This is a genomic window from Leucobacter fengyongliangi (genome assembly GCF_052386045.1).
This window is the reverse complement of sequence record NZ_CM126356.1, coordinates 1,345,103-1,368,836: the sequence shown is the minus strand read 5'-3', so window position 1 is coordinate 1,368,836 and position 23,734 is coordinate 1,345,103. Positions and strand designations below refer to the sequence as shown.

Genomic DNA, 23,734 nt, shown 5'->3' with positions numbered 1-23,734 from the left:
CAAAAAATGCCCCCGTGGTAGAACTCGTGATGAGTCCTGCCACGGGGGCGTTCTTTCGTTTTTCATGGGGTATCGAGTGCCAGCCGGTCGCGCATGGCAAGCACCTCAGCGGGGGTCATGCTCCGTGCTCCAATCTCGTCACGATTAGGCGCGCAGCCTCATGCCAGACAGCAGCGCGAGGGTCACCCAGTTCGCGACTGTTGCCGTTCGCGTTGAAATCTTCAGCGAGTGCTCGCATCTCCTTCACGATGTCCTTCGCCGTGCGCGACCACATCGCAACATCGTCACGAAGCTGCTCAAGCGCGTCCATCCCTGGGTAGCCACACGTCAGGCATGGTACGAGAATCTTCCGACCACTCGGCTCTTCCTCTTCTACAAAGACGCACTCGTGCTCACTCACCGCTCATCACCTCCCCGGAGAAGGGCGTGGACTATTTCACCCTGACGCATGTAGTGATTGCCGTCACAGCTACATGACTCGCCCTCGTCCGGGTCGTCGGGGCATTCATCACCGTGCAGTGCTGCTGCGATCATCTCCACGGTCGGCATCGCCGCATCTAAAGCCGCTTCCACATGCTTGCGGTAGTAATCAAAATCCTCATGGTCGGCCTCTGGGCCAAGTAGTGATTTAGTGAACGCAACAGTGGCCCGGGTGTTTGCGTAAATCGCTTGGGCTACTTTCTCTACGGTTACCGACGCTCCTTTTGCCCGCACCGCTCGAATCACACACTCCGGGCACACCACCTTGTCAGCATCGAAACCGAGGCGCTGAATACTTGGGGTCGTCGGGACGTGTGCCTTGTGGCGCACACTTGGCAAATCATCACCGCAGTAATCACAACGGATCACCGCAGCGTCAGCCGCGGCGAGAGCGGCACTTTGCGCTCTGACATATATGGCTTGATACTCAGGCGCGAGAGCATCCCAGTTATCAGGCAGTCCCATCTCTTTTCGCTGCGACAGATATGCCGCTCTCGCCGCAGCTTCTACGCGGGCATCATGTAGGTCAATCATGTCTCGCTCCCTTCGCGGTACTCGGCAGCACGAGCGCGCGAAAACTCGACAGCCTCTAGTTCCAACGCATCCCACGCAGAAATCTCTGTCAGATGCGCGTTTATGTTGTCGCATATTTCCGCGCAGTGCGGTGTCATGGCCTGGCCCCCAATACCTCCGTGACAGACTGACGTGCTTCCGTATGTCTCATGCAGCTTTCGGTGGGCCTGTACAGCATCGATCAATGCCTCGCCCCTCGCTTCCGCTTTCGCTTCACGGATCAGCGCGGCCAACCAGCGGTCGAACTCTGCAGTAGCCTCAGCCTGAATCTTGCCGTCACGCACCCGTGTAGCTTTCACATCACCACTTGCGGGAACTCTCGCCCACGCATCGTTACCATTGCCTGGCACTGTTGCCACAAATTCAGAAGACTCGGCGTAGACAAACGATTGGCGCACTTCCTCAGTCGTCGGCGTGTACTCGGTCATCGTTCTTCTCCTTCCCGGCAAGCGCCGTCATCAGCGAAATGCGGAAGGTCTCGACCGTGCCCGCTTCATCCACCCGGCCACGGTTCGACTCAGCCATATAGCGCAGCTCATGATCCTCAGCCAGCTCGACCTTCATCCAAGTGTCATCGCGCCAGACCTCGAGGCCAGTGATGATTCCTTTTCTGCTGTGTAGCCACTGCTTCACCTCACTCGCCACGGCTCTCACCTCCCTGCACCGCGAACTTCACGATCCGCCGAGCAGTCGCCATAACCTTGCCGTTCGACCAAACCTCGGCAACCGCATCATCGGTCATCAGCTCGTCATAGACCCGCTGCACAAGCGCGTCCTCGTCTACGCCGCTCGACGGCTGCACCTGGGCGGCGATCATTTCCCCGTGTTCCGGGCAATCCGGTTCGGGGTCAAGCATCAACTCGAAGTAGCCACCGCCACGATCCTCCGAATAAGGGGTGCAGTGGCACGCATCTGTTGTTTTGGGCCTATTTGACCAGTGCGTCTTGTGTTCAGGTTTTCCTGACTCGCACGGGCGGCCACCTGGGCGCTCTGAGCATTCAGCTTGCGGGGCGGCACCCTGAGCAGCCACGAGAGCGGCACGAGCAGCGTTGCGCCATCTTTCACGCTCACTCTCATAGCAGTCGCTCCAAAAATCGCCAGGATCAGCCGTAGTCTCAAGCGAAGCCCTGCGAATGATCTTCGCCGCCGCTTCTACCTGCTCACCGGTCGGCTCACCAGCAAGACGGCCAGCGGCTTCAAGCGCGGTGACGGCAGCTTTCGCGTCCTCGGCCTCTGTCGGCATGGTGCCTGATTCGTCCGAATTGTAGTTGCGCCAGCTCATCTTGATTGCTTCTTCGGCAATGGCCTCGTTCGTTCGGTTGTCAGTAGTCATCACTACATCCCTTCGCTAAATGCTTCGTCACTGAATGGGTGCACCTCGTAGTCATTCCAGCTGTCATATCCACTGCCACGTGTCAGGCCGCGCGCCTCGGCAGACTTCTCACCCACGTTGTACTTGTCGTAGTACCCGGTCTTATTCCGCTGCCTTGCTCTTGCTTTCCCGGCGGCTGACCGGACCGGCCACCTCGCGGTGCGATGCCCCGTCTCGGCTCGGTGAGACTCCATCGCTTCTGTCGATTTCATCACCGGATTGCAGCCCGTAATGGTACATCGCCATCGATTGTGCTGATCGCGCTCACTCATGGCTTCTCTCCCACCACTGGAAGCCACGGGCCAAATTTGGCGGTTCGCTGATGCGTCGCGTAATTCAGTCCACGAGGTTCGATTGTGATGTGCCCGGTTTCCAGCTGTGATCCGTAGATGGTTCGCCCTTCCCATTCGGGTTCGGGTGCCCCGTCGAGCGCCGCGAGAACTTCGGTAGCAACCACATTCCGCCCCACGCTCACGTAATACGACGGCGCGGGTTGCGACACGTCTCCGTCAACGCCTCCTAGTTGCAAGCAAACAACTCTTGCGGCGGCTATCGCAGCGTTCGCGGCATCACGCTCAGCCCCTACTTGCTTGATAATTTCGTTGCCAGAGTTCACTATGCGGAGCGCGGAGTCCCAGCCAGCCTTGGCGTTCACGAGTTGAGCTTCAATAGTCTCGGTCGCGGCATCACGCTCAGCCATCACAAGCTCTAACGCTTGGAGCAATCTGCCGATGTCCAGATATGCCGTACCGTCTCCATAGACCGAGTACGCGCGACGGTGACGTACCTCAGCGATCACGCTCTCTGGTGTTTGATTAGTCATCGTTTTTCTCCGTTCTGCGCGACAAGCCATTCAGCGACTCGCGGCGCATAGTTCTCAACATGGGCCCACGCCTCCGCGTAGGTGTCCGTGTACTTCGCGAAACGCAACCCGCCATCGATCGCGAGGTACGCGACGAAATGCACAATGCCTGGTGTTGTCCAGTTGCAGCACGCGATCTTCCAGCGCGGATCCTCACGCCACGCTTCCTCGATGTAGGCGGGACATTCCACGCATGCGTTGCACGGTGGTGATATGAAACACCGGCACTCATGGCCTGGCACTTCCGGCTGACACTCGCTGTGATCTTCTTCGAGATGCACGTAGTCGTCAGTGAGTGTCGCCATCGTCTCCCCCGTTCTGGGTGGCCAGTTCTTCACTCTTCATGAGTGCTTCCCACTCGGCCACGAGACCGAAGAACCATCTCTTGCCGCCCCTTTTCGGCGCACTGATGATCGGGTATTCGCCCCGCTCAATCCGGGCCGCCGCTTCGGCCTGCCAGGGTTGGAGCTTGTACCCGTATGATTCGGCAAGATCAGCTATCGTCATCCTGTTTCCACCGCCTCGGTGCATTCTTCGCACTCTGATTCCTTGCCCTGTACCCGCGTCACCGTGCGCGATTCCATGCCATACCTGAAATGGGGTTCGCTCAGATGGTCATGCTGGTCACGCTCCGGCCCGCACGGATACGGCTTGATCGCGTACGTGTCGACGCCGTACTTCGCGGCTTCTTCGTGCAAGCGCCAGAACTCGCCGTCGCCCATGCCTGATTCGACCCATCCCCAAGCCGCGTCGCCGGTCATGCCCTTGTGTAGGGCAATGGCGAGCAGTGCAAGCTTTGATTCGTTGATCATATGCATGGTCCGGTCGGCCGACAGCTTCGGGTCAACGTCATCCTTTAGCCAGCCCGTACCCTGCACGTCGAAACCGACAGCCCGCGCGATCCGGTAGGGCACTTCAACGTCGAGAGGTCGAATATCTCCCTCGGCGGCGTGTGGGTACAGTTCGTGCGCGTAACGGCGCTTCGTTCTACGTTCAGTCATCCTTTTTCCTTTCGTCATGCGCGGCGACTCTCCCCCGCGCCTCCACCAACAATTCGTTCCGTGCCGCAACCTGTACCGGGTCACGATGCGACCACACATGCGCCCCAACCCGTGACAAGTCAAGGATGATCACCGGGCATACAGGGCAACGCCACATGGCCGCTCCTAACGTCATGGGGGCAGGCATCACACCTGCCCCCGGGGAACAAATAACCTCATGTCAGTTGGGCGTGAGTTAGCCTGAAAGCCCGTCGCCACCACGTGTTTCGCCGATACTTCACGCACTCACACGAGCTGATGCTGCACAGCCCAGCCAGCATGCGCCCACCGATCCACTCCCGGCCGCCGTGCATGAGCGGGTGATGCCCACACATGCACGCGCGCACCCGCCTCACACCCATCCGTTCAACACTTCGCACTCAGAAGAGTGTTCACGGTTCTTTGCCTCAGCGTCTCGCATAGTTCGGGAGATGCCGAGCACCGTTCCGCACCTATTGCAGACGACCGAGATTCGTGTTTGGTCAGTCACCCGACGACCCCTTTCTCAATGCAGTCCCAGTCGAACGGAGCAAGCCACCCGTTGTTTTCTGCGCGAGTGGCGGTGATGCGCCCCTCGCGGGTGTTATTCCGCATCATATGCAGCTCGAGGTATACATCGTCGATCTTCTGCATCGTCGACAGCCTCGTCCTCGAGGTGCCACCAGAACGGGTTAACGTCACTGGGCGGGCATGCTTTCCGATGCGTCTGGCAATCTCGCACGCGCCCCACCCCATTCGGGCAAGCGCCCGGAGCTTCCTGACCGCGCGCCCGTTTGGAACCTGAACGTCGACCCCTCGCAGGTAGCGTTGTTTTGCCGCGAAATCAGAGTTGAGGCCGTAGCGGCGTTTGCGCCAGGCGCGGCACTTCTCGCAGCGTCCGCCGTTCTGGTAGCACCATGCTTCGTGGCTGTGCTCGTGGTCGCGAGTGCACCCGCACACCTCGTAGCTAGATTCGCTTCCCACCGTGCATCTTCCCCCGTGACGCGTTGTACTTGAGCTTGAGCCGGATCGCCGCGCCGAGGTCGATGCCGACCATGCCGGCCAGGTCGAGTAGGCGGATCACTGTGTCTGCGAGCTCGATCGGGAACCCCTCTGGTTTGCCACCCTCTGAGTGGTAAACCTCTCGGATACCTCGCCCGTTTCGGAGCTCTTCGACGGCTTCCGCGACCTCAGTGCCGACAAGCGCAAGCTTCGACAGAACATGCTCTGTCATGGCTTCGTCGTCGCCGGAGAACTCGATGTCGTGGTATCTGTCGTGCCAGCCGTTAGATGCGTTCGCTTCTCGGATTTTGCCTTGCACGATGGCGACAGTTGCGGCTTCACGGCCTGTGATGATGGAGGTCATTGTCGGTTCCTTCTGTGGTGAAATAGGGGAGGCCCGCACCCTTTGCCGGCGCGGGCCCCGTCACTTAACCTGGGATGCTGCTGAGGGTCTCTTCGCATGTTTTGCACACGGGGTACTTCGCGAAATCCCTACTCGGGCGCCATTTCTTGCCGCACAGCGCGACAATCTCAACGCCTTCGAACATGGACTTCTCGATGTCGACTTTGCGTGCGTAGTGGGCAAACAAATCGTGGTCTCCGTCGTTGCTGACAGTTACCGTGTCCGGCCGCTCAAGAACATCTGAGTCGCTCAAAATGGCTGCTCATCATCGAAGCCGCTACCGAATCCGGCCTGTTCGTACTGCTCCTGGCTTGGCTGAGCCCAACCGGCCTGCCCTTGCGGTTGAGCTTCGGCGAACCCTCCCCCTTGCCCGCGCGCCTGGGTGCGTGTGACCTGTGCTGTCGCGTACCGCAACGATGGGCCGATCTCGTCAATGTCGAGCTCGTACGAGGTGCGCTTCTCCCCCTCCTTCGTCTCGTAGCCGCGCTGACGCAGATTGCCGCGCGCCACGACACGTGCACCCTTCGTGAGCGAGTTCGCCACGTTCTCCGCATACTCGCGCCAAACCGTGCCGCGGAGAAACAACGCTTCGCCGTCCTTCCACTCGTTCGACTGCTTATCGAACGTGCGTGGGGTGGAAGCGATCGTGAACGACGCGACCGCGATGCCGCTATTGGTGAACCTAAGTTCTGGATCCGCGGTCAGGTTCCCAACTACTGTGATTTGTGTTTCTCCGGCCATCAGATTCCACTCCTGTACTTGCTGTTCATGATTCGGGTTTCTCTCTCGGCACGGATCTGCGCGCGTCGCTCTTCCAACAACTTGTCTGCCTGCTCGATGAGTTTCCGCCGGCGCGACTTCGACTGGACCGCGGAGATCAGCGCTCCGAGGAACACGAACGCGGGCAGCACAAGGATCATGACGATCCACCACGGCAACGCAATGTCGATCACAGCGGCGATCTGTAACGCCGCCAATACGAGCATCAGGATGATCGTTGACAGTGCCCCGAGCACCGCGATGATCGGCCCCAACATGGGCGGTTTCGGATTGTTCATTCGGTCTCGCTTTCGGTTTCGTGCGTGTCGATTACGCGTACTTGTTTCCAGGTTTCGGCGCGATAGTCCGCTGAAATGACTGCGTCCGCGCGTGTTTCGCTCGCGCAAAGGAATGACCACGAACCGTCTGGGTCGTCGCGGCCTTCCACCTGGTATCGGAGTTCGGCCTCGTGAATCACCTTCGACATCAGGACACCCCCACCTTGAGGGAATCGCGCAGTGCGGTGACCCATGCGTTCTGGCTTCGCACTCTCTCTTCTTCTTTGAATTTTTCCTCGAGCGCCCGAGCAAGCCACTTGGCCGCCTCGTTGAGCTTCTTTGTTATGTAGTGCCCCAGTGGCAGAGTCTCCGGCACCTCTGGCGTGTAGTCGCCGCAGTCGAACTTGATTGACTCTTTGAGTTGCTCGATCATGAAATCTTTGAGGCCATCGTGCTCGTTCGTGGGTGGTTCCCACATTCGGACATGCTCGAGCATGTCGTAGTAGCGCCCCGCGACCGCCTTTCGCTTCGCGACATACTCTTCGTGGTATCTGGCGGCTTCGGCGATCTCGGCCGACTGTATGCGCGCCCATTCTTCGCCGCTTCGGGCAAGAGCCTCATTGAGCTCGATCGATGCCTTTTCTACCTGTTCGGCGTAGTAGCCATCAAGCTCACGCATTCTGATCTCAACGTCCGGCGATTCGTCGCGTTGCATGATCGCGGCGCCCATAGCGCGCGAGCACTTGAGTGCGAACTGTTCGAACGTGACGGGTTTCCCGTCGTGAATGTCATTTGTGTATCCGGTTGGCATTATTTGTCCTTCCCGAGGCGCACTGCCTCGATTACTTCCTGTTGGTATTTCGTGAGGGCCCCGTTGAATGGTTCCCCGTACGCTGCTGCGCCAATCGCCGCGAGCACGAGCGCGTCGGCCTGGTTGTCGTCGCGTAGCTCCACGTCCGGGTAGCGCCGCCACACGGCACGCTCAACGTCGCGCTTAGACGCATTTCCCTTCGATGTCGCGAACTTCTTCACCTGCGAAGGGCTCACCAACAGCGGCGGGTCGTACCCGAGCTCGTAGATCATGTGATCCACGAACATGTGCCACCCGACGAGCACCTTGTCATGGCCGCGACCTTTCGACATGTACGAAGGCGACTCGATCACCCACGCCGGACGATCCTCGCCATGCCATTCGTCGACCGATTTCGCGATCTCCCTGGGCCGGTCGCCGAACGCCCACCATTCGCCAGGCTTCGACCCGAACGTCACACACTCAGCCTCGGCTTCGGTGATCGCGCACACGCCGGTCGCTGTCAAGCTGAAATCAACTCCCAGTAGCACGTTCGCTCCTTTCTGCCGATTCCTCGGCGATGTTCCACACTTGGGCACGGCTGAGCCCGGCTGGCCTCACGTCTCGCGTCATGTGGAGGGCCCGTTCTGCGTTGCCGAGTTTCGCTTCGGCGCGAATCACCCAACCGGCCATGAGAGCGACGAACGCGCCCATGTCGGGTATCTGCTGCCAAAGCTCGTTCAAGCGCGCCGTGTCCCCCGCCTCGTGCGCGTTCAGGTACTCATTCGCGAGATCCACAACCGCGGCGACACGTTCGTCGGCGCGGGTCACAGTGCAACCTCGCGGTCGATCCACTGCTGAACCTCATGCGGATTCTTCTGAAACGCTGTCGCGATGTACGCCATTGGGTTCCGCGGGTGTCGCGATGCTTTCGCGAGGATGAACGATCCGAGCCTGAGCGCGTCGCCATATCCGAGATCGCGCTCCACGCCGGCGGCCATCTTGATCACCGTGTCGAGATTGACGCTGAGTGTCTCGGCGATCTTCTTGCTTGCCTCAATGGATTCTTCTGAGTCAGTCTTTTCGCGCGCGTTACGTTCTTGACTGACGCTGGAAGTAGTCAAGTCAGTCTTTAACTCTTGATCTGACTCTGACTCTGACTCTGCTTTTGCCTGGGTTATTTTGGGTTGCAGCCCGGTTAATTTAGCTTGCGCCTGGGTTACGTCTGGGTTTTTCTGGGTTTCTGGGTTTTTGCGGGGCCGCCCACCCTTCCGCCCGTTCTCCCGCGCAACCTCCGCGAGTCGCTCCCGATCATCCTCGGTGAGTTGGTGGTTCGAATAGACACGGATGCGGTACCGCTCGTCTTCAAATACGACAAGCGGAGACGTAGGGTGCGACCGGCATAAACCTTCCAGATCATCCAACGACCACCTGAACTCAGCATCGTCCTTGTCGAACACACCATCGTTGCGCTCGAGCCTGGCTTCGCCATTCATCTCGAAGAACGTGCGGAACTGCGAATCGGTGAGGCGCTGCACCTTCACGTCACGATGCATATCGATCGGAAACCGCATCCACTGTCGGTCATCTTTCTCCCGCGCCAATGTCCACCTCCCACTCTTTTTCTTCGTATTGCATCGCGCTCAGCAGTTCCCCGCGGCCCCGGTGGATGGCCGCCAACGCGACCGACATCGCCCGCCCGGATGGCACCTCGGCGGGCGCGAACAGGGCGAGCACGTTCAGGTAGAACACCGCCTGATGTGCGTCGCCACGATCGCGAGCCACTTCCCACATGCCGATGAGCTCGTCGGGGGTGAACACCTTCGCTGCGAGCTTCACCACCGGGTCAGGAGTGAACGTGTGCGTCGTGTTGCGGGTCACTTGTCATCACTTCCATTCATTTCGTCTGGTCTGCCCATATAGGACTCGTACGCGCTGCACTCTGGATGCGAGCAGTAGCAACGCTTCGGAGCGCAATACCCGAACGCACACACCGTGCAGCTTCGGTAGGGCTCACGCTTCCGGTCGGTCACACGGTCTCCATCCGCCTTCGTCGTCGTAGAGGACCAAGCCCTCGCCGTACCGCCATGCGGGAGTTTCAGCCGGGTTATCCCACCGAGACACCGCGAGTCCGTTCTTGAGCGCCCACGCCGGATTCTCGGTCTTCTTGAGGTGACAGCCGCAGCCGAACGCGCTGCCCAATAGCTGCAGATTCGACGGGATTGTGTTGTACGCGTCGCGCCCTTGCCGGTGGTCGCGGTCACAAGGGCCGAACCTGCCACATGCCTGGCAGCGTTCGACACCCCTGACCGAGTCGCGCTCGCTCGCAATGGCGTACGCTTCCCGCTCCTGCTTCGCCGTCAGCTTCGGTCGCTTCGGCCCGATCACGGGACACTCGCGAGTAGCGCTGCAGCTAGCACTCCCGCAGTGCCGAGCGCGACGCCAGCGATGAACGCGAGCGCGCGCTGCTTCGCGACCGTGCGCGTCACCGGTGCTACACGGTGCTTGCGCGCCTCACGGCGTCTGAGCTCACGACTCACTGACGGGCGCCGGATCAGTATGTGTTGCTGCCGCGGTCAGGTGCTTGTCGAGCCCGAGGGCACGCCACAGCCAGTCGACGCCCTTCTCGTCAAACTTCTCGATCGTGACGCGCTCCGGGATTGTGTAGATCACCGAGCGCACGCCGGAGAGGCTCGCGGTTCCACGTTCAGGCATTTCGATGATCGCGTCGACGTCGTACGGGAGCGCCTTCTGTGACTTGATCTTCTCTTCACGGTTCTTCGTCGGCTTGCCTGAATCGTCCATGACGGTGACAGTGTCGAGCCGTGCGGTGATGATGGTTGGCCCGTCGTGCTTCTTCAACGCACGCACGACGAGGTTCCAGTCCTGAGTGACCGAGTTCCACAGGTCAGTGCCAACGATGGGTTCTTTCGTCTTCGAGTTGATCGACCCCCGCTGCATCGCCATCCAAGTCGCTTTGTCCCGCAGCGTTTCCCAGTAGACCGTTGCCGAGTCGAACACGATCAGCGTCGGCTTCTCGTCAACGCGGGGCTCGGAGACCGCCCACCGGACAGCGTCGAGCGCATCCGACAGGGTGCCGTCGTGGGGCACGATCTCGAAGTCAGCGCCAGGGATCGCACCGTACTCGTCGGGATCCTTCTCGCCGAACCCGATCCACAGGGTGCGTCCGATCAGGTCAGATGCTGACGCCTTCGCCGCCTGGTACGACTTCCCGGCCTTCTCCCGCCCAGCGAGCAGTAGCAACGGCCACGTTGGCATCCCGGTTGGGCGCCGAGTCTGCCGAGGCGCAGGGGCCGACGTGCGCGCCTTCCGCTGCGCCTGAGCGGCGACCTGCGTGGGGCTCGCCGCGGCGGTCGGTGGAGTGATCTGGTCAAGTGGGTTCTGGCTCATCCTTCGAGCTCCATTTCTTCTAGGTCCTGGTATTCGAAAACGGCCCAACCGGGTAGGCGGAGCATCTCGAGTCCGGTTGAGTAGCCGGGCCACTGATCCGTCTCGACACACTGCACGAGGGTGCGCCGCGCTTTCACTGCGAGCTCTTCGCCCTTTGCGGCAAAGTCGGAATCGATCGTGTTCGTTGTCGTCAGGTAGGGCGCGGTGTTCTGCACTGCGATGAACACCATGTCGGATATGTCGAGGCCGATCAGTCGAGCGACGTGCAGGTAGTGGGCGCGCTGCACGTGGTACTTGTACCTGGCGATTGCAGTCGCGAACGCACGCCTACTCACGTCGGGAGTCGTCTTCACGTCACCAGACAGCCCACGGTCGGACAGGAGCCGGTCAAAGCGCGCCCTCAGCTGCAGGCCGGTCTCGGGGTCGGTCGCGAACACCGACGCCTCCGAGTGCCCCGTTTCGTGCTCGAGGATCGCCCCGGCAAGCGGGTGGGCAAGCGCTGACTCGGCCATGATGTTGATCTCCTCAACCTCTGCCTTCTTCATCACGATCTTCCCGGCCGCCACTTGCTCGGACTTGAACTTCTTCGCCGCGGTCGTAGACGCTGCACCATTCGCAGCCAGCAACTCCTCCGGGTAGGCGACAACCTCCGCGCCAACGCCGAGAACCTTCGAGTGCACAGCAGTGCCAACATCGAACGCCTTGGACGATCGCTTATGTCCGTCGATGTACTCCCACTTGTAATGCGCCGGAGTCTCAAGAATCGCTTTCGCCGCTGACGACGAGAACTCCGGCCCGCCGTGGTGGTATTCGTTCTCTGGCATGCCGAGCACGAGCCCGATCCGGGCCATCGGTTCACTCACTGTCGCCCACCTGTTCTGACGCTCTCGCGTCCTCAACTTCTTCGATCACTTTCAACGTCATCGTCGCGACGGTCGGGCTCAGCTTGAGCGGCTGTTTCGATTTCTTCGCGAACGTCATTAACGCTTTGAGCTCCCCGACTTCACTCGCTGTCATTCGGGCCATGTCGCCCCTCCCATTCGTGCCCGCACTTCGGGCAGGTCATGTATTTGGTGTCCACACAGGTGTGTAGTTCCACGTCCGCTTCACCGTTGAAATCGCACACCTGGCAATGGACGGCAGCCACACCCCAAGCGACGTGTTGGCCTGACCGGCAACTCATCGACGAAACCCCAACCACTCGGCGAGCGCCCGAAACCAGCCGCGCCGCAACGCGACCGTGAAACAGATAACGGCCACCGCCGCAAGGGCAATGGCCGTTTCAAACGGTGTGGGTATCGGTTCAGGCATCATTCCTCCGGCCTCGGGTTGCGCTCCCATAAAGCCGGAGTTGACCACAGCAGAGTCGTGAGCACGAGTTCAGACCCGTCTACAGCCGCAACCACAGTCACCCGCTTCCCGCAGACTGCGATCTTCTGCCGGTTGTGAGTCGCGAACACCCTCTCTGGGTGGGCGAGCACATCGAGAACCTCGCGCATCGTCACCCCCTCCTGCTCGTGCATCAGGTCGAGACGCAATAGGAAATGATCGGCAGACCGCAACCGTGACGGATCGATCAGCGGCTTCGCTACGGCCGTGTAGCCTCGCAAGCCGACACTTATCAGGTGGCATTCCTGAATCACGTCACGCACCCTCGGCAGTAGAGCGCTACGTCCCACCGTGTACCGGCCACCGTGCGGCATGTCGAACACCACCGCGTGACGTGACTCGGTAACGATCGTCGCCCCGTACTTCACGAGTTCCTTTTTCGCGAGCTTCATCGGGTTCTTCACGCGAGAACCGTTTCCCGAAGAGTGTGGAGGCGCGAGTTCAACAGAACCTGGCGTTGCGCGTTCGTGAGTTCCTGCTTCACGGGCGTCACCTTCCCGGCGAGCTCGGCACGCAAGAGTGCGACCTCGTCTTCGGCCAACGCCCGCCGCGACCGTTCCCGATCAGCTTCGAGTTGCGCTTTCGCTGCAGCGTCACGCACCGCAACATTCACTACCTCGGCGGGCACGTACCCGATCTTGCCCAGTAGGTTACGCAGCATCTTCGAGCACCTCTCCGTCTTCGATCACGAAACCGACACCGTCACCGTTCGCGACCCTCTCAACCCACACCTGGAAATCGTTCTGCATGGCTGCTTCTTCGATGAGCTTCATGCCCTCGTCGTCTAGCAACGATCCGTCCATGATGCGGATCACTCGCAGCGACGGGTTCGAAGCCATTGCCATCGCGAGCGACACCCGGATCTGCTCAGCCGATGAGGCTTGCGAGAACGGCACCCCGTTGAACGTGACACCGTTCTCATCGAATCCGAGGCCGTCGACCGGGAATGCTGCCCGCGCGAGCGCTTCGGTGCGTTCCTCATCGATCGCGGCAATCCGTTCGCTGAGGTACGCGTACGAGTTCGCCGCGTCCATGATCTGTACGCCCCGTTCCCGCGCACTGTTGTTCGAACGGATCCGCTCATTGGTGGCTTCCACATCGGCGAGTTCCTGCTCGAGCACCGACGTATCGACCGCGGCGGGCAGGTCAGCCATGAGCCGGATCGTGCTCGCGATCTCATCCTCACCGGTCGCGATTCGCTGCTCAAGTGAAGTAATCTCGTCGCGCAGCTTCTCCACCTCGGCACGCTTCGTGTCGACCGCAGCACTCATACTGGCACGCTCCCCCTCGACCTTCGCCGCGGCACTCATCGCGGCGATCAGATCCGACGCAACAATCGGCTCGAGCGGCAATTCGGGATCCACTTCGGGTGTTTCCCCGAGTGCCGACTTTGCGCGCCCTACCTCGGTGCGCTGCTCGTACGCCTCCTGTCGTTCAGCGTCGAGCTTTTCAAGGTCAACGTCGAGCTCCACAAGCCCGAGCAAAGCTTCCCGCTGCTCCCGATCCTTGAGGCGAGTAAACGCCAACGGGTCGAACGTGAGCTTCCCGATGAACGAATCAAGCAACGTCTGGGGTGATTTGAATTCGGCCCCGTCTTTCGACTGCACCTTCACAGCGGTGGTGTCGTTCCGCCAGATCCGGGTGACAACCATGTCGCCAAGGTCGACGGTCACTTTCGCCTGCGCCGCGCCCTCGCGAACCGGCTTCGTGACCTTGTTCCCTTCACGTCCGCCGAGGGCCGCCCAGATTGCGTCGAGCACTGAACTTTTGCCCTGAGCGTTCCTCCCACTGACGATCACCGCACCCGACTCGTCCGGTGTGATGTCGATGGCTTTCAGTCGTTTGAAGTTCTCCGCCTGCAGCTGAACAATCTTCATTGTGGTTCCCTTCCAGAAAGTCTGTGTGTTGGGGTGGTGCGTCAGCAGAGACCCTCACCTCTGACGCTTACCGCGATTCGTTTCGGCAGACACCCACCCCGGGATGCCTAAGCCCCTGCCGTTAGGTAGGTAGGGCTCGTACCCGCCACCGCTTCGACACGATGGCGGGCCTGCGCGACTAAACGCGCGGTGGCCAGTTCCAGTGGCCCGGCTTCGGATCTTCCGAGTACGGCACGTCCTGATTGAAGAACATGCCCGTGGGATTCATGACTGCGAGCCCCACGCGAACGCCCGACAGGTCGCCCTCGATCTCGGTGATGATTGCCGCACGCGGTTCAGGCAGATACTCCCCGCCAGGTGTCCCGTACGACTGGTAGTGGACAACTCTGCCCACGCTTGGAATCTGAGACATGCTTTCCCCTTTATCTCGCTGTATGTTGTCGGGCTGACAGGATCAATCGCCGATCTTGATGCCGAAGTGCTGCCCGATCTCAGCGAGCGCCGCATCGATCGCGGCCCGAGTCCCATCAAGCCACTGGGTTGCTTCCTGCTCGGCAACCTCGAGCTCTGCCCTCAACTCGATCGACTGATCGACCGAGAGCGGCCCGTCGACGCTCACATGTATGGCCGGGCCGCACGAGTGCGCCTCAGCCACAACTACTTCCCTGGTTTCTGTTACTGCCATGATCCGTTCCTTCCGTTGGATTACTGGTGGATCGGGGACGCAGCCGGGCTCGAACCGGCACACCCGGGGGTTTGGGTGCCTTCCTGTAGGTGCGTCCATGCCGAGACTCAGACTTCCTCCCACCGCTCGACTGTGCTCTCGTCTCATCGCGGTGGGGTCTTTACGGCACTCGCATGCCGCACGGTCACGTCAACCACCGGGCTCTGCCCGTGTGAATGCACTCCCTTGACGCCCAATAGGTCGTCGTCTCGTTTGCCCGGGCCCTGCCCGGTCATGCCCTTCTCGTCTGTTTCAACTTCGGGCTCCCCAGCTGCACGCGGTAAAGCGCCCGCACACGTTTCGACGTGCCAGGCTCAGCGTTCCGAGCACCACCAATACGGCAGCACTCCCGCGTCGCTATGATGCGACACTGGGGATTCGGTATCTATGTAGTTCTCAACGTGCGGGCGAGTTTCGCGTGACGAGACGGTGAATGTCTCCGCGGCCTCTAAGCCGTTAGGCCGTGCCCCGTAACCGATCTGCGAGCGCATCACGGGGCGAAAAATGGAATGCTGTAGCCAAGCCAGGGTCGAAACCGTGGCTGACGAACTGGCGGTGTCCTAGCCGGTGAGTGACAAAACTGAGGGCAGCATCTTCACGCGCAACCGCTCGATCCCCTTCGCCGTTACACGCACCTGTGGCGGGTCTAATACGATCACGTCAGTCTCCGGGTGTCGGTGCGACTGCGCCTTATGGCGGAGGTAGCCAGCATCGACCGCGCGCTGCGCCGCCTGCAGGCGCCCAGACTGGCGGTACACCCACCCGAACACACGCAACGTGTCGAAGAGTCGGTCGCGGCCAGTCTCGATCCCAGCACGCTGCAGCATCTTCGCCGCATCACCGACCGAGTAGTCACCATCGCTTGAAGCAATGTCGTCCCAGGCCGCGGCACGCGGGGTGAGTTCTGCGATCTGTGCATCTTTCGCGGTCAACATGGCCTGCGCCTCAATGACCGCCAGCGCCAGAAGTTCCGCGCCGGTGGGGGTCGCTCGCGGTGAAATCTCCGCCTCACGTGTCTTTACCGCGAAATATTGCTGCGCCGCGGCAACTTCCGGCTTTGAACCGTCCGCGTTCTGGAACAGGATGTACGCCCCGTAGCGGGTGATCTCCAAGTCTTCGATCTCGCGCCGCGCACCTTTGCCGGTCTCGATCAATTTGCTGACCCCGACAAAATGATCGTTAGCATTCAGGCCGGAAGCATTCACTGACGCAATCGCGCGGCCAATTGCCTTCTCCCAGTTGCGCCACTGCTCGTACCCGGCGTACGGCATCAGGTCACGTGCCGACCACACCTCACCATCGGTGAGGGTGATGATCTTCAACTCATCGAGCTGACGCTCAAACGGGCTGATACTCTGTACCTCAGACAATTTCTGCACCTTCCAAGTTCTTGTCTTGGCCCGCTGTTACCGCAGCGGGCTTCTTCTTTTCAGCGGCTACGGTTTCCCGCATTAACTAGCCCGCTTCGCCTTGGGTGCCGTCTTCTCGTGCATGAGGCGAATGTTCTCCGCGTAGTGCGGGCACTTCTTTCCGCTCGACCACGCCTCAGCGCATTGCTCCTGGATGAGCCACCGGTTACTTCCGGTCGGCTTCTCTCCATGCAGGGACTGGTCGCGGAGCGCGAGCCGAACCGTGTATTCGCTGCGCCTGTATGCCTCGGCGATCTCGCCGGTTGTGTACAGTGGTGGCTTCTTCAACCTTCCCCCTTGATCGTGTTGGTGTACATGTGTTTCAGTTTCGGCATGTTGCCCAATACCGACCATAGTGGATTGATCGAAGCCGTCGCAACTAAAAACGGGAAATGGTGCGAAAGTGAGCCACCAAGAGAGCCCATAAGAAACGGACTTGCACTGGATACATGGCGCACATGGTTGCAAAACTGGGCCACTACGCTTAACCTTGTGTCATGTCAAACGAACTAAAGTGGGTAGATTTCCTCGACAGGCTTCCTGGGAAGCCCTCAGATCGCGCTATTTCGTTGGCCATCGGCCTCAAAAGCCACTCCGCGGTTTCTCGCTGGCGCACAACCGGTCAGCTGCCGAAACCGAAGCAAGCAGCCGATGTCGCGAAGGCATTCGGCATGCATCCATTGAACGGATTAGTAGCCGCCGGATACCTCACACTCGATGATGTTGACTCGATTTTCAGCGGCAAGCAGGCGCTCGAGGTGAACACGATCGACACCATGACCACAATCGAAATCGCTGAGTATCTCGTCAATCGGGTGCGCGAAGAGTCCCGAGAATAGACAATGGCCTTCACAGAGAAACGCGGCAACGTCTACCGAGGCGGCTACCGCGACAGCGCCGGCGTAAAGCGGTACGCGCCGGGCACGTTCCCGAAGATGAAAGCGGCGAAAGACGCGGCTTCGCGCCTCGAACTGGCGTCGCGTCGCTCGAAAACCGACGCGGCCATGCACGGCAAGACGTGGGGTGAGTGGTGTGCTGAATGGTGGCCCAAGCGGCCAGTCGAGCGCAGCACGCTGAAATCTGAACACTCAATGGTGAAGAAACACATCATGCCCAAATGGGCTGGGGTTCGGGTCACGGGCATTAGCCGCCCAGATGTGCAGGAGTGGGCGAACGAGCTAGCCGATCAACTGACACCAGGAACCGCGCGCCGCATCATGAACGTCTTTGTGTCCTCACTCAGCGCAGCGATAGACGCAAACATCATCGACGCAAACCCAGCAACCAGGATCAAGCTTCCGCCGACACCGCAGGGACGCGAGGTCTACCTGACACGCGAGCAGTTCGCGGCGGTCGATAACGGGATCGCGAGCGCGAGAGACTCGGCAGTTGCCGAATTCCTAGTCGGCACTGGTCTCCGGTGGGGTGAGCTAGCTGGTCTGCACTGGCACAACCTTGATCTCGACACCCGCATGGTGACCGTTGCGGACACGTTTGATCGGCAGGTAATCAAGCCGTACCCGAAGGGGCGCAAGATCCGCCGTGTGCCGTTCTTCGAGTGGGCGGTTGAGAACCTCGAGACCCCCGAGGCCTTCCACCCTTGCCCGGTTCCGCACACTGATGGGCCTTGCCGGTCCGGGCTTGTGTTCCACACGCGCACAGGCGGCCCGCTGAGCGATCGAAACTACTACAGGCGGGTTCTTGCCCCGGCGCTCGCAAAAGCGGGCCTGGAAAGCCTTGGGGCGACTTTGCACGACTTGCGACATACCTACGCGTCCTGGCTCGTGCAGTCGGGCATCCCGCTCGAGCGGATAGCTGAGCTCCTGGGCCATTCGTCGGTCGCGACTACGAGGATCTACGCGCACCTTGCGCCGACGCAGCATGACGATCTAGCGCGCGCCATTGGGGCAGCGCCGGAGTTGAAGCGCACCCTGCGTGCGGTTTCGTAGCGTCTTGTTGGGTGGTCTTGTCCCCAAATCTGTCCCCATATCCCAGGAATAGACACCTGCCAAAACAAGAAAACCCCCGGTCAGCCGGGGGTTTATCCTTGTGGGCGATACCGGACTCGAACCGATGACCTCTTCCGTGTGAAGGAAGCGCGCTACCAACTGCGCCAATCGCCCGCTTGCACTGCATCCTCATCGCCGTGCCAACCTGAACGATAATACACGGATTCAGGCACGCATATGACCACGCCTTGGCGGCAGCATTCTGTTTTTACTCGCGCTGCACTAAGCGTTGGGAGCGGTTGCAGGTGGAGCAAGCTCGCTGTTGAGATTCGCCTGGAGCTCCGTGCTGAGCTCGCCCAGTTGCTGCAATTCGATCCTCATGGTTTCGTATGCCGAAATATCAGAGTTCAGAGCTGCGAGATCTTCGTTGAGGGCGTCTCTCCGCAGATCAAACTCGTTACGAATCGCATAGAACAGGCCCGGATTGTCTGAAAACTCGAACGCCTCATTTCGCTGCAAAAAGATCGCCCATTCGGCGTTGAACTGCGCGACGGCAACATCGTAGGTGGCACGTCGAGCTTCGATATCGGCTCGCATCGGCGTGAGTTCAGCTTGCAGTATGTTGGCGCGTTCCTTGAGTTGGGTGAAGACCTGATGATAGGAATCGAAGAAATCGACGATGACGCTCCGCTGTGAAAACCACTGCGCATAGTGCACCTCGAGCTCTGCCGGCAGTTCGCGCACCTCGGTGCCGAGCACGGAGTGCAATTCGTTCGCGAAGGCTGTGCCCGACAGGCCTTCGTAGACCTGCATGCGTTCGGCAAGCGCCGAGTCGGTTGCTGAAAGCTCCGCGAAAGCAGTCTCGAGTTGTTCCACGAGTTCTGCCTTTGCCGAGGCGTCAAGCCTGCTAAACGCAGCGTGTAAGAGCTCGTGGGCAGCCGTCACCTCAACGATCCCGGCGAGCCGTTCGTCGGTGACTTTAAATAGGTGGATCGTGCCGCCGGAAAAGCAACCGAGCACGTGCCCCTCTTCAGAGTGATCCACCTGCGAACACTGTTCGTTGAATCCTTGGCTCGCGTCGAGCGTCGGTTCGGAAGCAAAGAAAACCCGCTCGCCAGCCGGGGTAGGAAGAATGCGCGCAGTGAGATCGACAACCTCCGCAGTGGGCGTGAAGTTCTGAGCAGCAAAGTGGTCGGAGATCACCTGTCGATTTTGGTAGGCCACAAATGCGCCCACAATGAACGCAAGAATCACGAGCGATGTGACAACTCGACCTATCGCACGCCCCACGCCTACCGTCATGTCTTCCAGTATCCAATCAGTGGGCAATGAGATCGAATAACCCGCCGCGAGAATTCGTCATTCTCCGAGAAACCCCAGACTCCGGCTGGCGCGGCGTGTCTCGATTTGCGGTGGTTCAGGGCTTCCCCTATAGTCATTCAGGTGCACGGAAACGTGCCAAGCGGATGTAGCGCAGTTGGTAGCGCATCACCTTGCCAAGGTGAGGGTCGCGAGTTCGAGTCTCGTCATCCGCTCCAGTGATCTGGGAAACCTGATCGCTTGTGGTGTCAACCACTGCGGTGGCGTGGCCGAGAGGCGAGGCAGCGGCCTGCAAAGCCGTTAACACGGGTTCGAATCCCGTCGCCACCTCGCTCAACATAATTGAATAGCCTCAAGTAGGCGCGATTGGCGCAGCGGTAGCGCGCTTCCCTGACACGGAAGAGGTCACTGGTTCGATCCCAGTATCGCGCACTCCACACTCACCAGTGACCCGCGAAGATCGGCAAGAGCGATGCTCTCACCCCTAGATCTTCACGCTGGTTCGATCCCAGTATCGCGCACCACCAAGAACCCGACCCAGGTCGGGTTCTTTCGTTTAGTCGAGGATGATCGTGGTCTGTGAGACTGAGATCTTGCGCAGTCGAATCGCCGTCCAGATGAGTGAGGTGCCGAGCATCACGGTGAATAGGCCACACACCACGGCAACCACCTTGATCGCGAAGTCTGGCCAGATTAAGGTCACCACTCCCCCAAGCAAGGTGAGAAGCGCTGGAAGCAAGACCAACATGCTGGCACCTTCGGTGAGCCGAATTCCGATCACCAGCCAGAGTGCCCCGACAAAGATCAATGAGACTCCCACGAACGTCACAAGCGCGGACACTGTGAACTCAGAAAACACGATCGCAAGTATCCCGGCCAGGATCAGCAACACGCCACCGACTGTGGTGCTCGCTGAAGGACGGAGGCGCACGGTCAGCGCAAGCCCGTTCGCAATCAGTGCGGACCCGAAGAGGATCACCAGAATCCAGGTGGCAGCGACAAATGGCCAGATCAGGAGTCCGATTCCTGCCGCGGCGACGAGCACACCCACAACCAGGGGGATCCACCAGGGAAATCTGCGGGTGGATACGTGTGTCACCGGTTCGAGCGGGTACGTCATGGGTGCTCCTTATGAAACGTCAAATTCAATCTATGTGGAAAGCCCGTGCAGCGCGGCAATGTGTCGCACCGTCTGCTCGAAACGGTCAGGTGTCACCACGTGACCTTCACGCCGCATGCCGCTATCTGAGACGAACAAGATTCGGCCGGGATTCACGAAACTCTCCCGTCCTTCGGGATCCCATGCGCCACTGCCGATTGAGATAAACCCGTCGTGACGTTTGGTGCTGAGATAGCAGCCGGCAACCGCGTGACGGTCAAAGCGAGCGATGATGAGTACCGGGCGGTCCTTCCCCCGGCCGTCGTTCTCAACGTACGGCACCCACGTCCAGACAATTTCGCCGGGATCGGGGTCACCATCGGGGTGCGGATCGTACTCTGGCACCAGTCCGACGATCTCGGATCGAGTCAACTCTCGAGTTGCGCCGAGTCCCGCTTGTCCAGCTTCCGTCGTGGTAGGCGAGGAAGGTACCCGCGGAGTGCGGCTCTTCACGAGCCTTCGCGACTTCGCCACACCCCAATTCAGCGCGATTGCACCGACAGCGCCGAGGAGGCCCAACAGCTTGCGGTTTTCTCGGCTCATTTCGATCAGGCGCCTTGGGTAAGTGCGTTCAGGCGAGACATGCACCGCATGTACTTCTTGCGATACCCGCCGTCCAGCATGCCTCCACCGAACACCGACGTGAGCGAGAGTCCGGTGGCCCGAATGGGAATCTGCGCGTCGTACACGCGGTCAATGAAGGCAACAAAACGAAGCGCGGCTGACTGATCGGTCAGTTCTGTCACGTTGCGCAGACCGATTGTCTGCACCCCGTCGAGAAGCCCGATGAAACTGGATGGGTGAATCGTCGCGAGGTGAGTGATCAGACTTCCGAACTCGTCGTCGGTCATCCGCTCGCCCGCAAGCGCCACATCTGCAAGGGCGAATCGATACGCCTCATCACTCAGGGTGATGGCATCGCCTGCGAGGTCGCGCTGACGGAAGTCGACACCGTCAATGCGAAGTGTCACGAACCGATCGGCCATCGCCTGAATTTCCCGCATGAAATCTGCAGCGGCGAAGCGGCCCTCTCCGAGCGCGTTGGGCGGGGTATTTGAGGTAGCGACGATCCGCGAACCCGTGCCTGTCAGATCGCCGATGAGACGCGTCATCAGCATCGTGTCGCCCGGGTCATCGAGCTCAAACTCGTCGATACACACAAGCCGGGCACCCTGCAGAACCCCGACCGCACCGGCGTACCCGAGCGCCCCTACGAGCGCCGTGTACTCGATGAAGGTGCCGAAGTACTTCCTGCCAGAGGTTGCATGCCACGTCGCAGCGAGGAGGTGAGTCTTACCCACACCGAAACCACCGTCGAGATACACGCCCGGTTTGGTGGGCGCGAGCGACTGCGGCGCGGCTACGGCTTTCTTCCTCCCGAACCCGAAGAGTCCAGCGCGGGCTATCGGCGCCTCTGGCTCGGCGAACGCCTGCAGCGTGTCGCGAGCCAGTGCCTGCGACGGGAATGCCTCATCCGGCCGATAGGACTCGAAACTCGCACCGTTGAACTGCGGCGGGGGCACCAGAGTACCCACGAGCTCGGTGCCGGAAATGGCCGGATGACGGTCGACGAGGCGGGCGGAGCTGTGCTCTGTATTGTGGGACATCGTCCCTCAGTTTACGCGGTACCCGCGGACCGGTTGTTTCAGCGTGCTGCGACGTTCGGTGCTTCGAGCGAACGAACGAACTCCTCGGTCTCCGACTCCCAAGCCAAGGGGTCAACGTTCCAAAGTCTCACGTGCTCCCCCATAGCTTCTCGTATCCGAACGAGGTCCGGTCGCAGTTGCGCAAGTCGCAGCGATCCATCCCATGGCACAAATGAATCACCCGGGCTCGCGTGGATGAGCACTGGCACGTGAAGCCGCACGGCGAGAGCTTCGGGGCTCATTGTTTCCAGATCCGTGCCACGTTTCCATGGCACGGCTCCGCGCACGACTCCGTGTTGCAGCATGCTCATGCCAAGTCTCGCCGCAACTTCAGGGAGTCCAGCCAAACGTGCCTGCCGACGAAGAATAATGTGCCAGTCCAGGCCTGGGGAATCGAGCACTAATCCATCAACAGCGCCACGATGGGGTCCACGCGTCGCTGACAACAGCGAGGTGATCCCACCCATTGACCACCCCACCAAAGTAATCCGCTGCGCGCCCTGCTTCAGCAACCAGGCGATTGCTGCGTCAACGTCGTACCGTTCCGCGAGTCCGAGACCGTATCTCCCGCCGATGCCCGAAGGCGCGCCCGGATCGTTTCGATACGCGATGACGAGGCTCGTGACACCCGCCCGCAAGACAGGAGCAAGTCCCCGGAGTGTTTCCTCCGGGAGCGCACCGCGACCGTGCACGTGCACGGCAAATCTGCCTGGAACAGGGTTCTCTGGTCGCACCAACCAGCCCCACGACTCTCCCCCGTCAACCGGAAAAGTCACCCGCTTGACACGCCCACCGCTCTCGCGAGGGTCGGTGAACCACCAACCGGTAATCCGGCCCTGTGCCCCCACATGGAGTTTGCCGCGGTCGAGCGCAATCACGTCTCGGGCGATGCGATCCACACCGTCATCGAACACCCGATCCACGACGGGGCCCAGCCGTGCATGGCCAGTCCCTTCGTCAAATATGAAGGAGTACTTTCCGGGCAGGCCAGCATCTGGGCCGTGAATCCACACGCGCATCACCTCGTTGCGTGGCTCAATTGCCCACACCACGACGTCCGCGTCGGGCGCAGATGGTGTCAGCACCCGTCGAGCGAACATGGAGGAGAGCACAGCAAGTATGCCGCCAACGAGTGCCGTTGAGCACGCAAGACCACCCCACACTGCGCCCGCCACCCATGACCGGGTCTGTGCCATGTCACTCACCTCGCTTCCTCCACGCGACTCGGTGACCGCGTGGTCACCTCACCATCCGAGTCACAATTGCGCCATCGCGCGGCGTGGCAACCGGAGGTTTCACCACCAAACTCTAG

Annotated in this window: 42 protein-coding genes and 4 tRNA genes; 5 read left to right on the top strand and 41 right to left on the bottom strand. The window is 60.4% G+C overall.

Features of this window, described 5'->3' with window-relative positions; genetic code table 11:
• Positions 1–115: 115 nt before the first annotated feature.
• The 35 genes from ACTNFK_RS06500 to ACTNFK_RS06330 form a co-directional block, all read right to left on the bottom strand.
• Positions 116–400, bottom strand: coding sequence for a hypothetical protein (locus tag ACTNFK_RS06500; RefSeq protein ID WP_435935827.1), 285 nt, complete (start codon positions 398–400; stop codon positions 116–118).
• Entirely contained in the window at positions 397–1,014 is a 618-nt protein-coding gene (locus tag ACTNFK_RS06495; protein WP_435935828.1) for a hypothetical protein, read from the bottom strand. Before ACTNFK_RS06495 ends, ACTNFK_RS06500 begins: the two co-directional genes overlap by 4 nt.
• A complete protein-coding gene (locus ACTNFK_RS06490; RefSeq protein ID WP_435935829.1) occupies positions 1,011–1,481 on the bottom strand; it encodes a hypothetical protein in 471 nt (156 codons plus the stop codon). The genes ACTNFK_RS06495 and ACTNFK_RS06490 overlap by 4 nt, the downstream gene beginning before the upstream one ends.
• Complete coding sequence (locus ACTNFK_RS06485) at positions 1,456–1,698, bottom strand: hypothetical protein (protein WP_435935830.1); 243 nt, start codon at positions 1,696–1,698, stop codon at positions 1,456–1,458. Before ACTNFK_RS06485 ends, ACTNFK_RS06490 begins: the two co-directional genes overlap by 26 nt.
• A complete protein-coding gene (locus ACTNFK_RS06480; RefSeq protein ID WP_435935831.1) occupies positions 1,688–2,386 on the bottom strand; it encodes a hypothetical protein in 699 nt (232 codons plus the stop codon). The genes ACTNFK_RS06485 and ACTNFK_RS06480 overlap by 11 nt, the downstream gene beginning before the upstream one ends.
• 2 nt (positions 2,387–2,388) lie before the next feature.
• A complete protein-coding gene (locus ACTNFK_RS06475) occupies positions 2,389–2,637 on the bottom strand; it encodes a hypothetical protein (RefSeq protein ID WP_435935832.1) in 249 nt (82 codons plus the stop codon).
• 56 nt (positions 2,638–2,693) lie between these two features.
• Positions 2,694–3,248, bottom strand: a complete 555-nt coding sequence (locus tag ACTNFK_RS06470; protein ID WP_435935833.1) for a hypothetical protein — start codon at positions 3,246–3,248, stop codon at positions 2,694–2,696.
• Positions 3,245–3,478 carry a hypothetical protein gene (locus tag ACTNFK_RS06465; protein WP_435935834.1) on the bottom strand — a complete coding sequence of 78 codons (234 nt, stop codon included), beginning with the start codon at positions 3,476–3,478 and terminating at the stop codon, positions 3,245–3,247. The genes ACTNFK_RS06470 and ACTNFK_RS06465 overlap by 4 nt, the downstream gene beginning before the upstream one ends.
• Positions 3,479–3,575: 97 nt before the next feature.
• The gene (locus ACTNFK_RS06460; RefSeq protein ID WP_435935835.1) at positions 3,576–3,794 is read right to left on the bottom strand and encodes a hypothetical protein; all 219 of its coding nucleotides are present in this window, start codon (positions 3,792–3,794) and stop codon (positions 3,576–3,578) included.
• Entirely contained in the window at positions 3,791–4,288 is a 498-nt protein-coding gene (locus ACTNFK_RS06455; protein ID WP_435935836.1) for a hypothetical protein, read from the bottom strand. Before ACTNFK_RS06455 ends, ACTNFK_RS06460 begins: the two co-directional genes overlap by 4 nt.
• Before the next feature lie 525 nt (positions 4,289–4,813).
• Entirely contained in the window at positions 4,814–4,960 is a 147-nt protein-coding gene (locus tag ACTNFK_RS06450; protein ID WP_445117142.1) for a hypothetical protein, read from the bottom strand.
• Positions 4,961–5,273: 313 nt separating this feature from the next.
• Complete coding sequence (locus tag ACTNFK_RS06445) at positions 5,274–5,672, bottom strand: nucleoside triphosphate pyrophosphohydrolase family protein (RefSeq protein WP_435935838.1); 399 nt, start codon at positions 5,670–5,672, stop codon at positions 5,274–5,276.
• 64 nt (positions 5,673–5,736) lie between these two features.
• Positions 5,737–5,856, bottom strand: a complete 120-nt coding sequence (locus ACTNFK_RS06440; RefSeq protein ID WP_445117212.1) for a DUF3039 domain-containing protein — start codon at positions 5,854–5,856, stop codon at positions 5,737–5,739.
• A 104-nt stretch (positions 5,857–5,960) separates the two neighbouring features.
• Positions 5,961–6,452 carry a single-stranded DNA-binding protein gene (locus tag ACTNFK_RS06435; RefSeq protein WP_435935840.1) on the bottom strand — a complete coding sequence of 164 codons (492 nt, stop codon included), beginning with the start codon at positions 6,450–6,452 and terminating at the stop codon, positions 5,961–5,963.
• Positions 6,452–6,769, bottom strand: a complete 318-nt coding sequence (locus ACTNFK_RS06430) for a hypothetical protein (protein ID WP_435935841.1) — start codon at positions 6,767–6,769, stop codon at positions 6,452–6,454. Before ACTNFK_RS06430 ends, ACTNFK_RS06435 begins: the two co-directional genes overlap by 1 nt.
• Entirely contained in the window at positions 6,766–6,957 is a 192-nt protein-coding gene (locus tag ACTNFK_RS06425) for a hypothetical protein (RefSeq protein ID WP_435935842.1), read from the bottom strand. The genes ACTNFK_RS06430 and ACTNFK_RS06425 overlap by 4 nt, the downstream gene beginning before the upstream one ends.
• Entirely contained in the window at positions 6,957–7,559 is a 603-nt protein-coding gene (locus ACTNFK_RS06420; RefSeq protein WP_435935843.1) for a hypothetical protein, read from the bottom strand. The genes ACTNFK_RS06425 and ACTNFK_RS06420 overlap by 1 nt, the downstream gene beginning before the upstream one ends.
• Positions 7,559–8,089, bottom strand: coding sequence for a hypothetical protein (locus ACTNFK_RS06415; RefSeq protein WP_435935844.1), 531 nt, complete (start codon positions 8,087–8,089; stop codon positions 7,559–7,561). The genes ACTNFK_RS06420 and ACTNFK_RS06415 overlap by 1 nt, the downstream gene beginning before the upstream one ends.
• Positions 8,073–8,369, bottom strand: a complete 297-nt coding sequence (locus ACTNFK_RS06410; RefSeq protein WP_435935845.1) for a hypothetical protein — start codon at positions 8,367–8,369, stop codon at positions 8,073–8,075. Before ACTNFK_RS06410 ends, ACTNFK_RS06415 begins: the two co-directional genes overlap by 17 nt.
• Positions 8,366–9,112 (bottom strand): hypothetical protein, encoded by a 747-nt coding sequence (locus ACTNFK_RS06405; RefSeq protein WP_435935846.1) that lies wholly within the window; start codon positions 9,110–9,112, stop codon positions 8,366–8,368. Before ACTNFK_RS06405 ends, ACTNFK_RS06410 begins: the two co-directional genes overlap by 4 nt.
• A gap of 10 nt (positions 9,113–9,122) precedes the next feature.
• Positions 9,123–9,419 (bottom strand): hypothetical protein, encoded by a 297-nt coding sequence (locus tag ACTNFK_RS06400; protein WP_435935847.1) that lies wholly within the window; start codon positions 9,417–9,419, stop codon positions 9,123–9,125.
• Positions 9,420–9,551: 132 nt separating this feature from the next.
• Positions 9,552–9,926: a hypothetical protein gene (locus ACTNFK_RS06395; RefSeq protein ID WP_435935848.1), complete on the bottom strand. Its 375-nt coding sequence runs from the start codon at positions 9,924–9,926 to the stop codon at positions 9,552–9,554.
• Complete coding sequence (locus tag ACTNFK_RS06390; protein ID WP_435935849.1) at positions 9,923–10,078, bottom strand: hypothetical protein; 156 nt, start codon at positions 10,076–10,078, stop codon at positions 9,923–9,925. The genes ACTNFK_RS06395 and ACTNFK_RS06390 overlap by 4 nt, the downstream gene beginning before the upstream one ends.
• Entirely contained in the window at positions 10,068–10,949 is an 882-nt protein-coding gene (locus tag ACTNFK_RS06385; RefSeq protein WP_435935850.1) for an AAA family ATPase, read from the bottom strand. Before ACTNFK_RS06385 ends, ACTNFK_RS06390 begins: the two co-directional genes overlap by 11 nt.
• Positions 10,946–11,812, bottom strand: a complete 867-nt coding sequence (locus tag ACTNFK_RS06380) for a PD-(D/E)XK nuclease-like domain-containing protein (RefSeq protein ID WP_435935851.1) — start codon at positions 11,810–11,812, stop codon at positions 10,946–10,948. The genes ACTNFK_RS06385 and ACTNFK_RS06380 overlap by 4 nt, the downstream gene beginning before the upstream one ends.
• The gene (locus tag ACTNFK_RS06375) at positions 11,805–11,975 is read right to left on the bottom strand and encodes a hypothetical protein (RefSeq protein ID WP_435935852.1); all 171 of its coding nucleotides are present in this window, start codon (positions 11,973–11,975) and stop codon (positions 11,805–11,807) included. Before ACTNFK_RS06375 ends, ACTNFK_RS06380 begins: the two co-directional genes overlap by 8 nt.
• Before the next feature lie 153 nt (positions 11,976–12,128).
• Positions 12,129–12,260, bottom strand: a complete 132-nt coding sequence (locus ACTNFK_RS06370) for a hypothetical protein (RefSeq protein WP_445117141.1) — start codon at positions 12,258–12,260, stop codon at positions 12,129–12,131.
• Positions 12,260–12,742 (bottom strand): hypothetical protein, encoded by a 483-nt coding sequence (locus tag ACTNFK_RS06365; RefSeq protein ID WP_435935853.1) that lies wholly within the window; start codon positions 12,740–12,742, stop codon positions 12,260–12,262. Before ACTNFK_RS06365 ends, ACTNFK_RS06370 begins: the two co-directional genes overlap by 1 nt.
• Positions 12,739–12,999, bottom strand: a complete 261-nt coding sequence (locus ACTNFK_RS06360; protein WP_435935854.1) for a hypothetical protein — start codon at positions 12,997–12,999, stop codon at positions 12,739–12,741. The genes ACTNFK_RS06365 and ACTNFK_RS06360 overlap by 4 nt, the downstream gene beginning before the upstream one ends.
• Positions 12,989–14,215 carry an AAA family ATPase gene (locus ACTNFK_RS06355; RefSeq protein ID WP_435935855.1) on the bottom strand — a complete coding sequence of 409 codons (1,227 nt, stop codon included), beginning with the start codon at positions 14,213–14,215 and terminating at the stop codon, positions 12,989–12,991. The genes ACTNFK_RS06360 and ACTNFK_RS06355 overlap by 11 nt, the downstream gene beginning before the upstream one ends.
• A 178-nt stretch (positions 14,216–14,393) precedes the next feature.
• Positions 14,394–14,627 (bottom strand): hypothetical protein, encoded by a 234-nt coding sequence (locus ACTNFK_RS06350; RefSeq protein ID WP_435935856.1) that lies wholly within the window; start codon positions 14,625–14,627, stop codon positions 14,394–14,396.
• Between the two features lie 42 nt (positions 14,628–14,669).
• A complete protein-coding gene (locus ACTNFK_RS06345; protein WP_435935857.1) occupies positions 14,670–14,900 on the bottom strand; it encodes a hypothetical protein in 231 nt (76 codons plus the stop codon).
• A gap of 143 nt (positions 14,901–15,043) precedes the next feature.
• Complete coding sequence (locus ACTNFK_RS06340) at positions 15,044–15,175, bottom strand: hypothetical protein (protein ID WP_435935858.1); 132 nt, start codon at positions 15,173–15,175, stop codon at positions 15,044–15,046.
• 324 nt (positions 15,176–15,499) lie between these two features.
• Positions 15,500–16,309 (bottom strand): phage antirepressor KilAC domain-containing protein, encoded by an 810-nt coding sequence (locus tag ACTNFK_RS06335; RefSeq protein ID WP_435935859.1) that lies wholly within the window; start codon positions 16,307–16,309, stop codon positions 15,500–15,502.
• Positions 16,310–16,390: 81 nt separating this feature from the next.
• On the bottom strand, positions 16,391–16,636 hold the full coding sequence (locus ACTNFK_RS06330; RefSeq protein ID WP_435935860.1) for a hypothetical protein: 246 nt from the start codon (positions 16,634–16,636) through the stop codon (positions 16,391–16,393).
• Between the two features lie 209 nt (positions 16,637–16,845).
• Here ACTNFK_RS06330 and ACTNFK_RS06325 point away from each other — a divergent pair, with 209 nt between their 5' ends.
• Both ACTNFK_RS06325 and ACTNFK_RS06320 read left to right on the top strand, forming a co-directional pair.
• Positions 16,846–17,187: a hypothetical protein gene (locus ACTNFK_RS06325; protein WP_435935861.1), complete on the top strand. Its 342-nt coding sequence runs from the start codon at positions 16,846–16,848 to the stop codon at positions 17,185–17,187.
• Positions 17,188–17,190: 3 nt separating this feature from the next.
• Complete coding sequence (locus ACTNFK_RS06320; protein WP_435935862.1) at positions 17,191–18,297, top strand: tyrosine-type recombinase/integrase; 1,107 nt, start codon at positions 17,191–17,193, stop codon at positions 18,295–18,297.
• 101 nt (positions 18,298–18,398) lie between these two features.
• Here the strand turns inward: ACTNFK_RS06320 and ACTNFK_RS06315 are convergent.
• Together ACTNFK_RS06315 and ACTNFK_RS06310 are read right to left on the bottom strand one after the other, a co-directional pair.
• Positions 18,399–18,471, bottom strand: a tRNA-Val gene (locus ACTNFK_RS06315).
• 108 nt (positions 18,472–18,579) lie between these two features.
• Complete coding sequence (locus ACTNFK_RS06310; protein ID WP_435935863.1) at positions 18,580–19,599, bottom strand: hypothetical protein; 1,020 nt, start codon at positions 19,597–19,599, stop codon at positions 18,580–18,582.
• A gap of 160 nt (positions 19,600–19,759) precedes the next feature.
• Between ACTNFK_RS06310 and ACTNFK_RS06305 the strand changes: the two genes are divergently transcribed.
• The 3 genes from ACTNFK_RS06305 to ACTNFK_RS06295 all read left to right on the top strand — a co-directional run bounded on the left by ACTNFK_RS06305 (position 19,760) and on the right by ACTNFK_RS06295 (position 20,049).
• Positions 19,760–19,835 (top strand) — tRNA-Gly (locus ACTNFK_RS06305).
• 41 nt (positions 19,836–19,876) lie between these two features.
• Positions 19,877–19,947, top strand: a tRNA-Cys gene (locus ACTNFK_RS06300).
• Between the two features lie 30 nt (positions 19,948–19,977).
• A tRNA-Val gene (locus tag ACTNFK_RS06295) sits at positions 19,978–20,049 on the top strand.
• A 124-nt stretch (positions 20,050–20,173) separates the two neighbouring features.
• Here the strand turns inward: ACTNFK_RS06295 and ACTNFK_RS06290 are convergent.
• The 4 genes from ACTNFK_RS06290 to ACTNFK_RS06275 are packed head-to-tail and all read right to left on the bottom strand — an operon-like array spanning position 20,174 to position 23,618.
• Positions 20,174–20,737: a DUF308 domain-containing protein gene (locus ACTNFK_RS06290; RefSeq protein WP_435935864.1), complete on the bottom strand. Its 564-nt coding sequence runs from the start codon at positions 20,735–20,737 to the stop codon at positions 20,174–20,176.
• Between the two features lie 30 nt (positions 20,738–20,767).
• A complete protein-coding gene (locus ACTNFK_RS06285) occupies positions 20,768–21,319 on the bottom strand; it encodes a type II toxin-antitoxin system PemK/MazF family toxin (RefSeq protein ID WP_433647115.1) in 552 nt (183 codons plus the stop codon).
• Between the two features lie 5 nt (positions 21,320–21,324).
• Complete coding sequence (gene zapE, locus ACTNFK_RS06280; protein ID WP_433647113.1) at positions 21,325–22,383, bottom strand: cell division protein ZapE; 1,059 nt, start codon at positions 22,381–22,383, stop codon at positions 21,325–21,327.
• A 38-nt stretch (positions 22,384–22,421) separates the two neighbouring features.
• Positions 22,422–23,618, bottom strand: a complete 1,197-nt coding sequence (locus tag ACTNFK_RS06275) for an alpha/beta hydrolase family protein (protein WP_433647112.1) — start codon at positions 23,616–23,618, stop codon at positions 22,422–22,424.
• Positions 23,619–23,734 lie beyond the last annotated feature (116 nt).

Coding starts and splice junctions, on each gene's coding strand:
- ACTNFK_RS06495 (WP_435935828.1), bottom strand. CDS start 1,014: ATGATTGACCTACATGATGCCCGCGTAGAAGCTGCGGCGAGAGCGGCA.
- ACTNFK_RS06490 (WP_435935829.1), bottom strand. CDS start 1,481: ATGACCGAGTACACGCCGACGACTGAGGAAGTGCGCCAATCGTTTGTC.
- ACTNFK_RS06480 (WP_435935831.1), bottom strand. CDS start 2,386: ATGACTACTGACAACCGAACGAACGAGGCCATTGCCGAAGAAGCAATC.
- ACTNFK_RS06475 (WP_435935832.1), bottom strand. CDS start 2,637: ATGAAATCGACAGAAGCGATGGAGTCTCACCGAGCCGAGACGGGGCAT.
- ACTNFK_RS06470 (WP_435935833.1), bottom strand. CDS start 3,248: ATGACTAATCAAACACCAGAGAGCGTGATCGCTGAGGTACGTCACCGT.
- ACTNFK_RS06460 (WP_435935835.1), bottom strand. CDS start 3,794: ATGACGATAGCTGATCTTGCCGAATCATACGGGTACAAGCTCCAACCC.
- ACTNFK_RS06455 (WP_435935836.1), bottom strand. CDS start 4,288: ATGACTGAACGTAGAACGAAGCGCCGTTACGCGCACGAACTGTACCCA.
- ACTNFK_RS06450 (WP_445117142.1), bottom strand. CDS start 4,960: ATGCAGAAGATCGACGATGTATACCTCGAGCTGCATATGATGCGGAAT.
- ACTNFK_RS06445 (WP_435935838.1), bottom strand. CDS start 5,672: ATGACCTCCATCATCACAGGCCGTGAAGCCGCAACTGTCGCCATCGTG.
- ACTNFK_RS06440 (WP_445117212.1), bottom strand. CDS start 5,856: ATGTTCGAAGGCGTTGAGATTGTCGCGCTGTGCGGCAAGAAATGGCGC.
- ACTNFK_RS06435 (WP_435935840.1), bottom strand. CDS start 6,452: ATGGCCGGAGAAACACAAATCACAGTAGTTGGGAACCTGACCGCGGAT.
- ACTNFK_RS06430 (WP_435935841.1), bottom strand. CDS start 6,769: ATGAACAATCCGAAACCGCCCATGTTGGGGCCGATCATCGCGGTGCTC.
- ACTNFK_RS06425 (WP_435935842.1), bottom strand. CDS start 6,957: ATGTCGAAGGTGATTCACGAGGCCGAACTCCGATACCAGGTGGAAGGC.
- ACTNFK_RS06420 (WP_435935843.1), bottom strand. CDS start 7,559: ATGCCAACCGGATACACAAATGACATTCACGACGGGAAACCCGTCACG.
- ACTNFK_RS06405 (WP_435935846.1), bottom strand. CDS start 9,112: ATGCGGTTTCCGATCGATATGCATCGTGACGTGAAGGTGCAGCGCCTC.
- ACTNFK_RS06385 (WP_435935850.1), bottom strand. CDS start 10,949: ATGAGCCAGAACCCACTTGACCAGATCACTCCACCGACCGCCGCGGCG.
- ACTNFK_RS06375 (WP_435935852.1), bottom strand. CDS start 11,975: ATGGCCCGAATGACAGCGAGTGAAGTCGGGGAGCTCAAAGCGTTAATG.
- ACTNFK_RS06370 (WP_445117141.1), bottom strand. CDS start 12,260: ATGCCTGAACCGATACCCACACCGTTTGAAACGGCCATTGCCCTTGCG.
- ACTNFK_RS06360 (WP_435935854.1), bottom strand. CDS start 12,999: ATGCTGCGTAACCTACTGGGCAAGATCGGGTACGTGCCCGCCGAGGTA.
- ACTNFK_RS06355 (WP_435935855.1), bottom strand. CDS start 14,215: ATGAAGATTGTTCAGCTGCAGGCGGAGAACTTCAAACGACTGAAAGCC.
- ACTNFK_RS06350 (WP_435935856.1), bottom strand. CDS start 14,627: ATGTCTCAGATTCCAAGCGTGGGCAGAGTTGTCCACTACCAGTCGTAC.
- ACTNFK_RS06345 (WP_435935857.1), bottom strand. CDS start 14,900: ATGGCAGTAACAGAAACCAGGGAAGTAGTTGTGGCTGAGGCGCACTCG.
- ACTNFK_RS06340 (WP_435935858.1), bottom strand. CDS start 15,175: ATGACCGGGCAGGGCCCGGGCAAACGAGACGACGACCTATTGGGCGTC.
- ACTNFK_RS06325 (WP_435935861.1), top strand. CDS start 16,846: ATGTCAAACGAACTAAAGTGGGTAGATTTCCTCGACAGGCTTCCTGGG.
- ACTNFK_RS06320 (WP_435935862.1), top strand. CDS start 17,191: ATGGCCTTCACAGAGAAACGCGGCAACGTCTACCGAGGCGGCTACCGC.
- ACTNFK_RS06310 (WP_435935863.1), bottom strand. CDS start 19,599: ATGACGGTAGGCGTGGGGCGTGCGATAGGTCGAGTTGTCACATCGCTC.
- ACTNFK_RS06290 (WP_435935864.1), bottom strand. CDS start 20,737: ATGACGTACCCGCTCGAACCGGTGACACACGTATCCACCCGCAGATTT.
- ACTNFK_RS06285 (WP_433647115.1), bottom strand. CDS start 21,319: ATGAGCCGAGAAAACCGCAAGCTGTTGGGCCTCCTCGGCGCTGTCGGT.
- zapE (WP_433647113.1), bottom strand. CDS start 22,383: ATGTCCCACAATACAGAGCACAGCTCCGCCCGCCTCGTCGACCGTCAT.
- ACTNFK_RS06275 (WP_433647112.1), bottom strand. CDS start 23,618: ATGGCACAGACCCGGTCATGGGTGGCGGGCGCAGTGTGGGGTGGTCTT.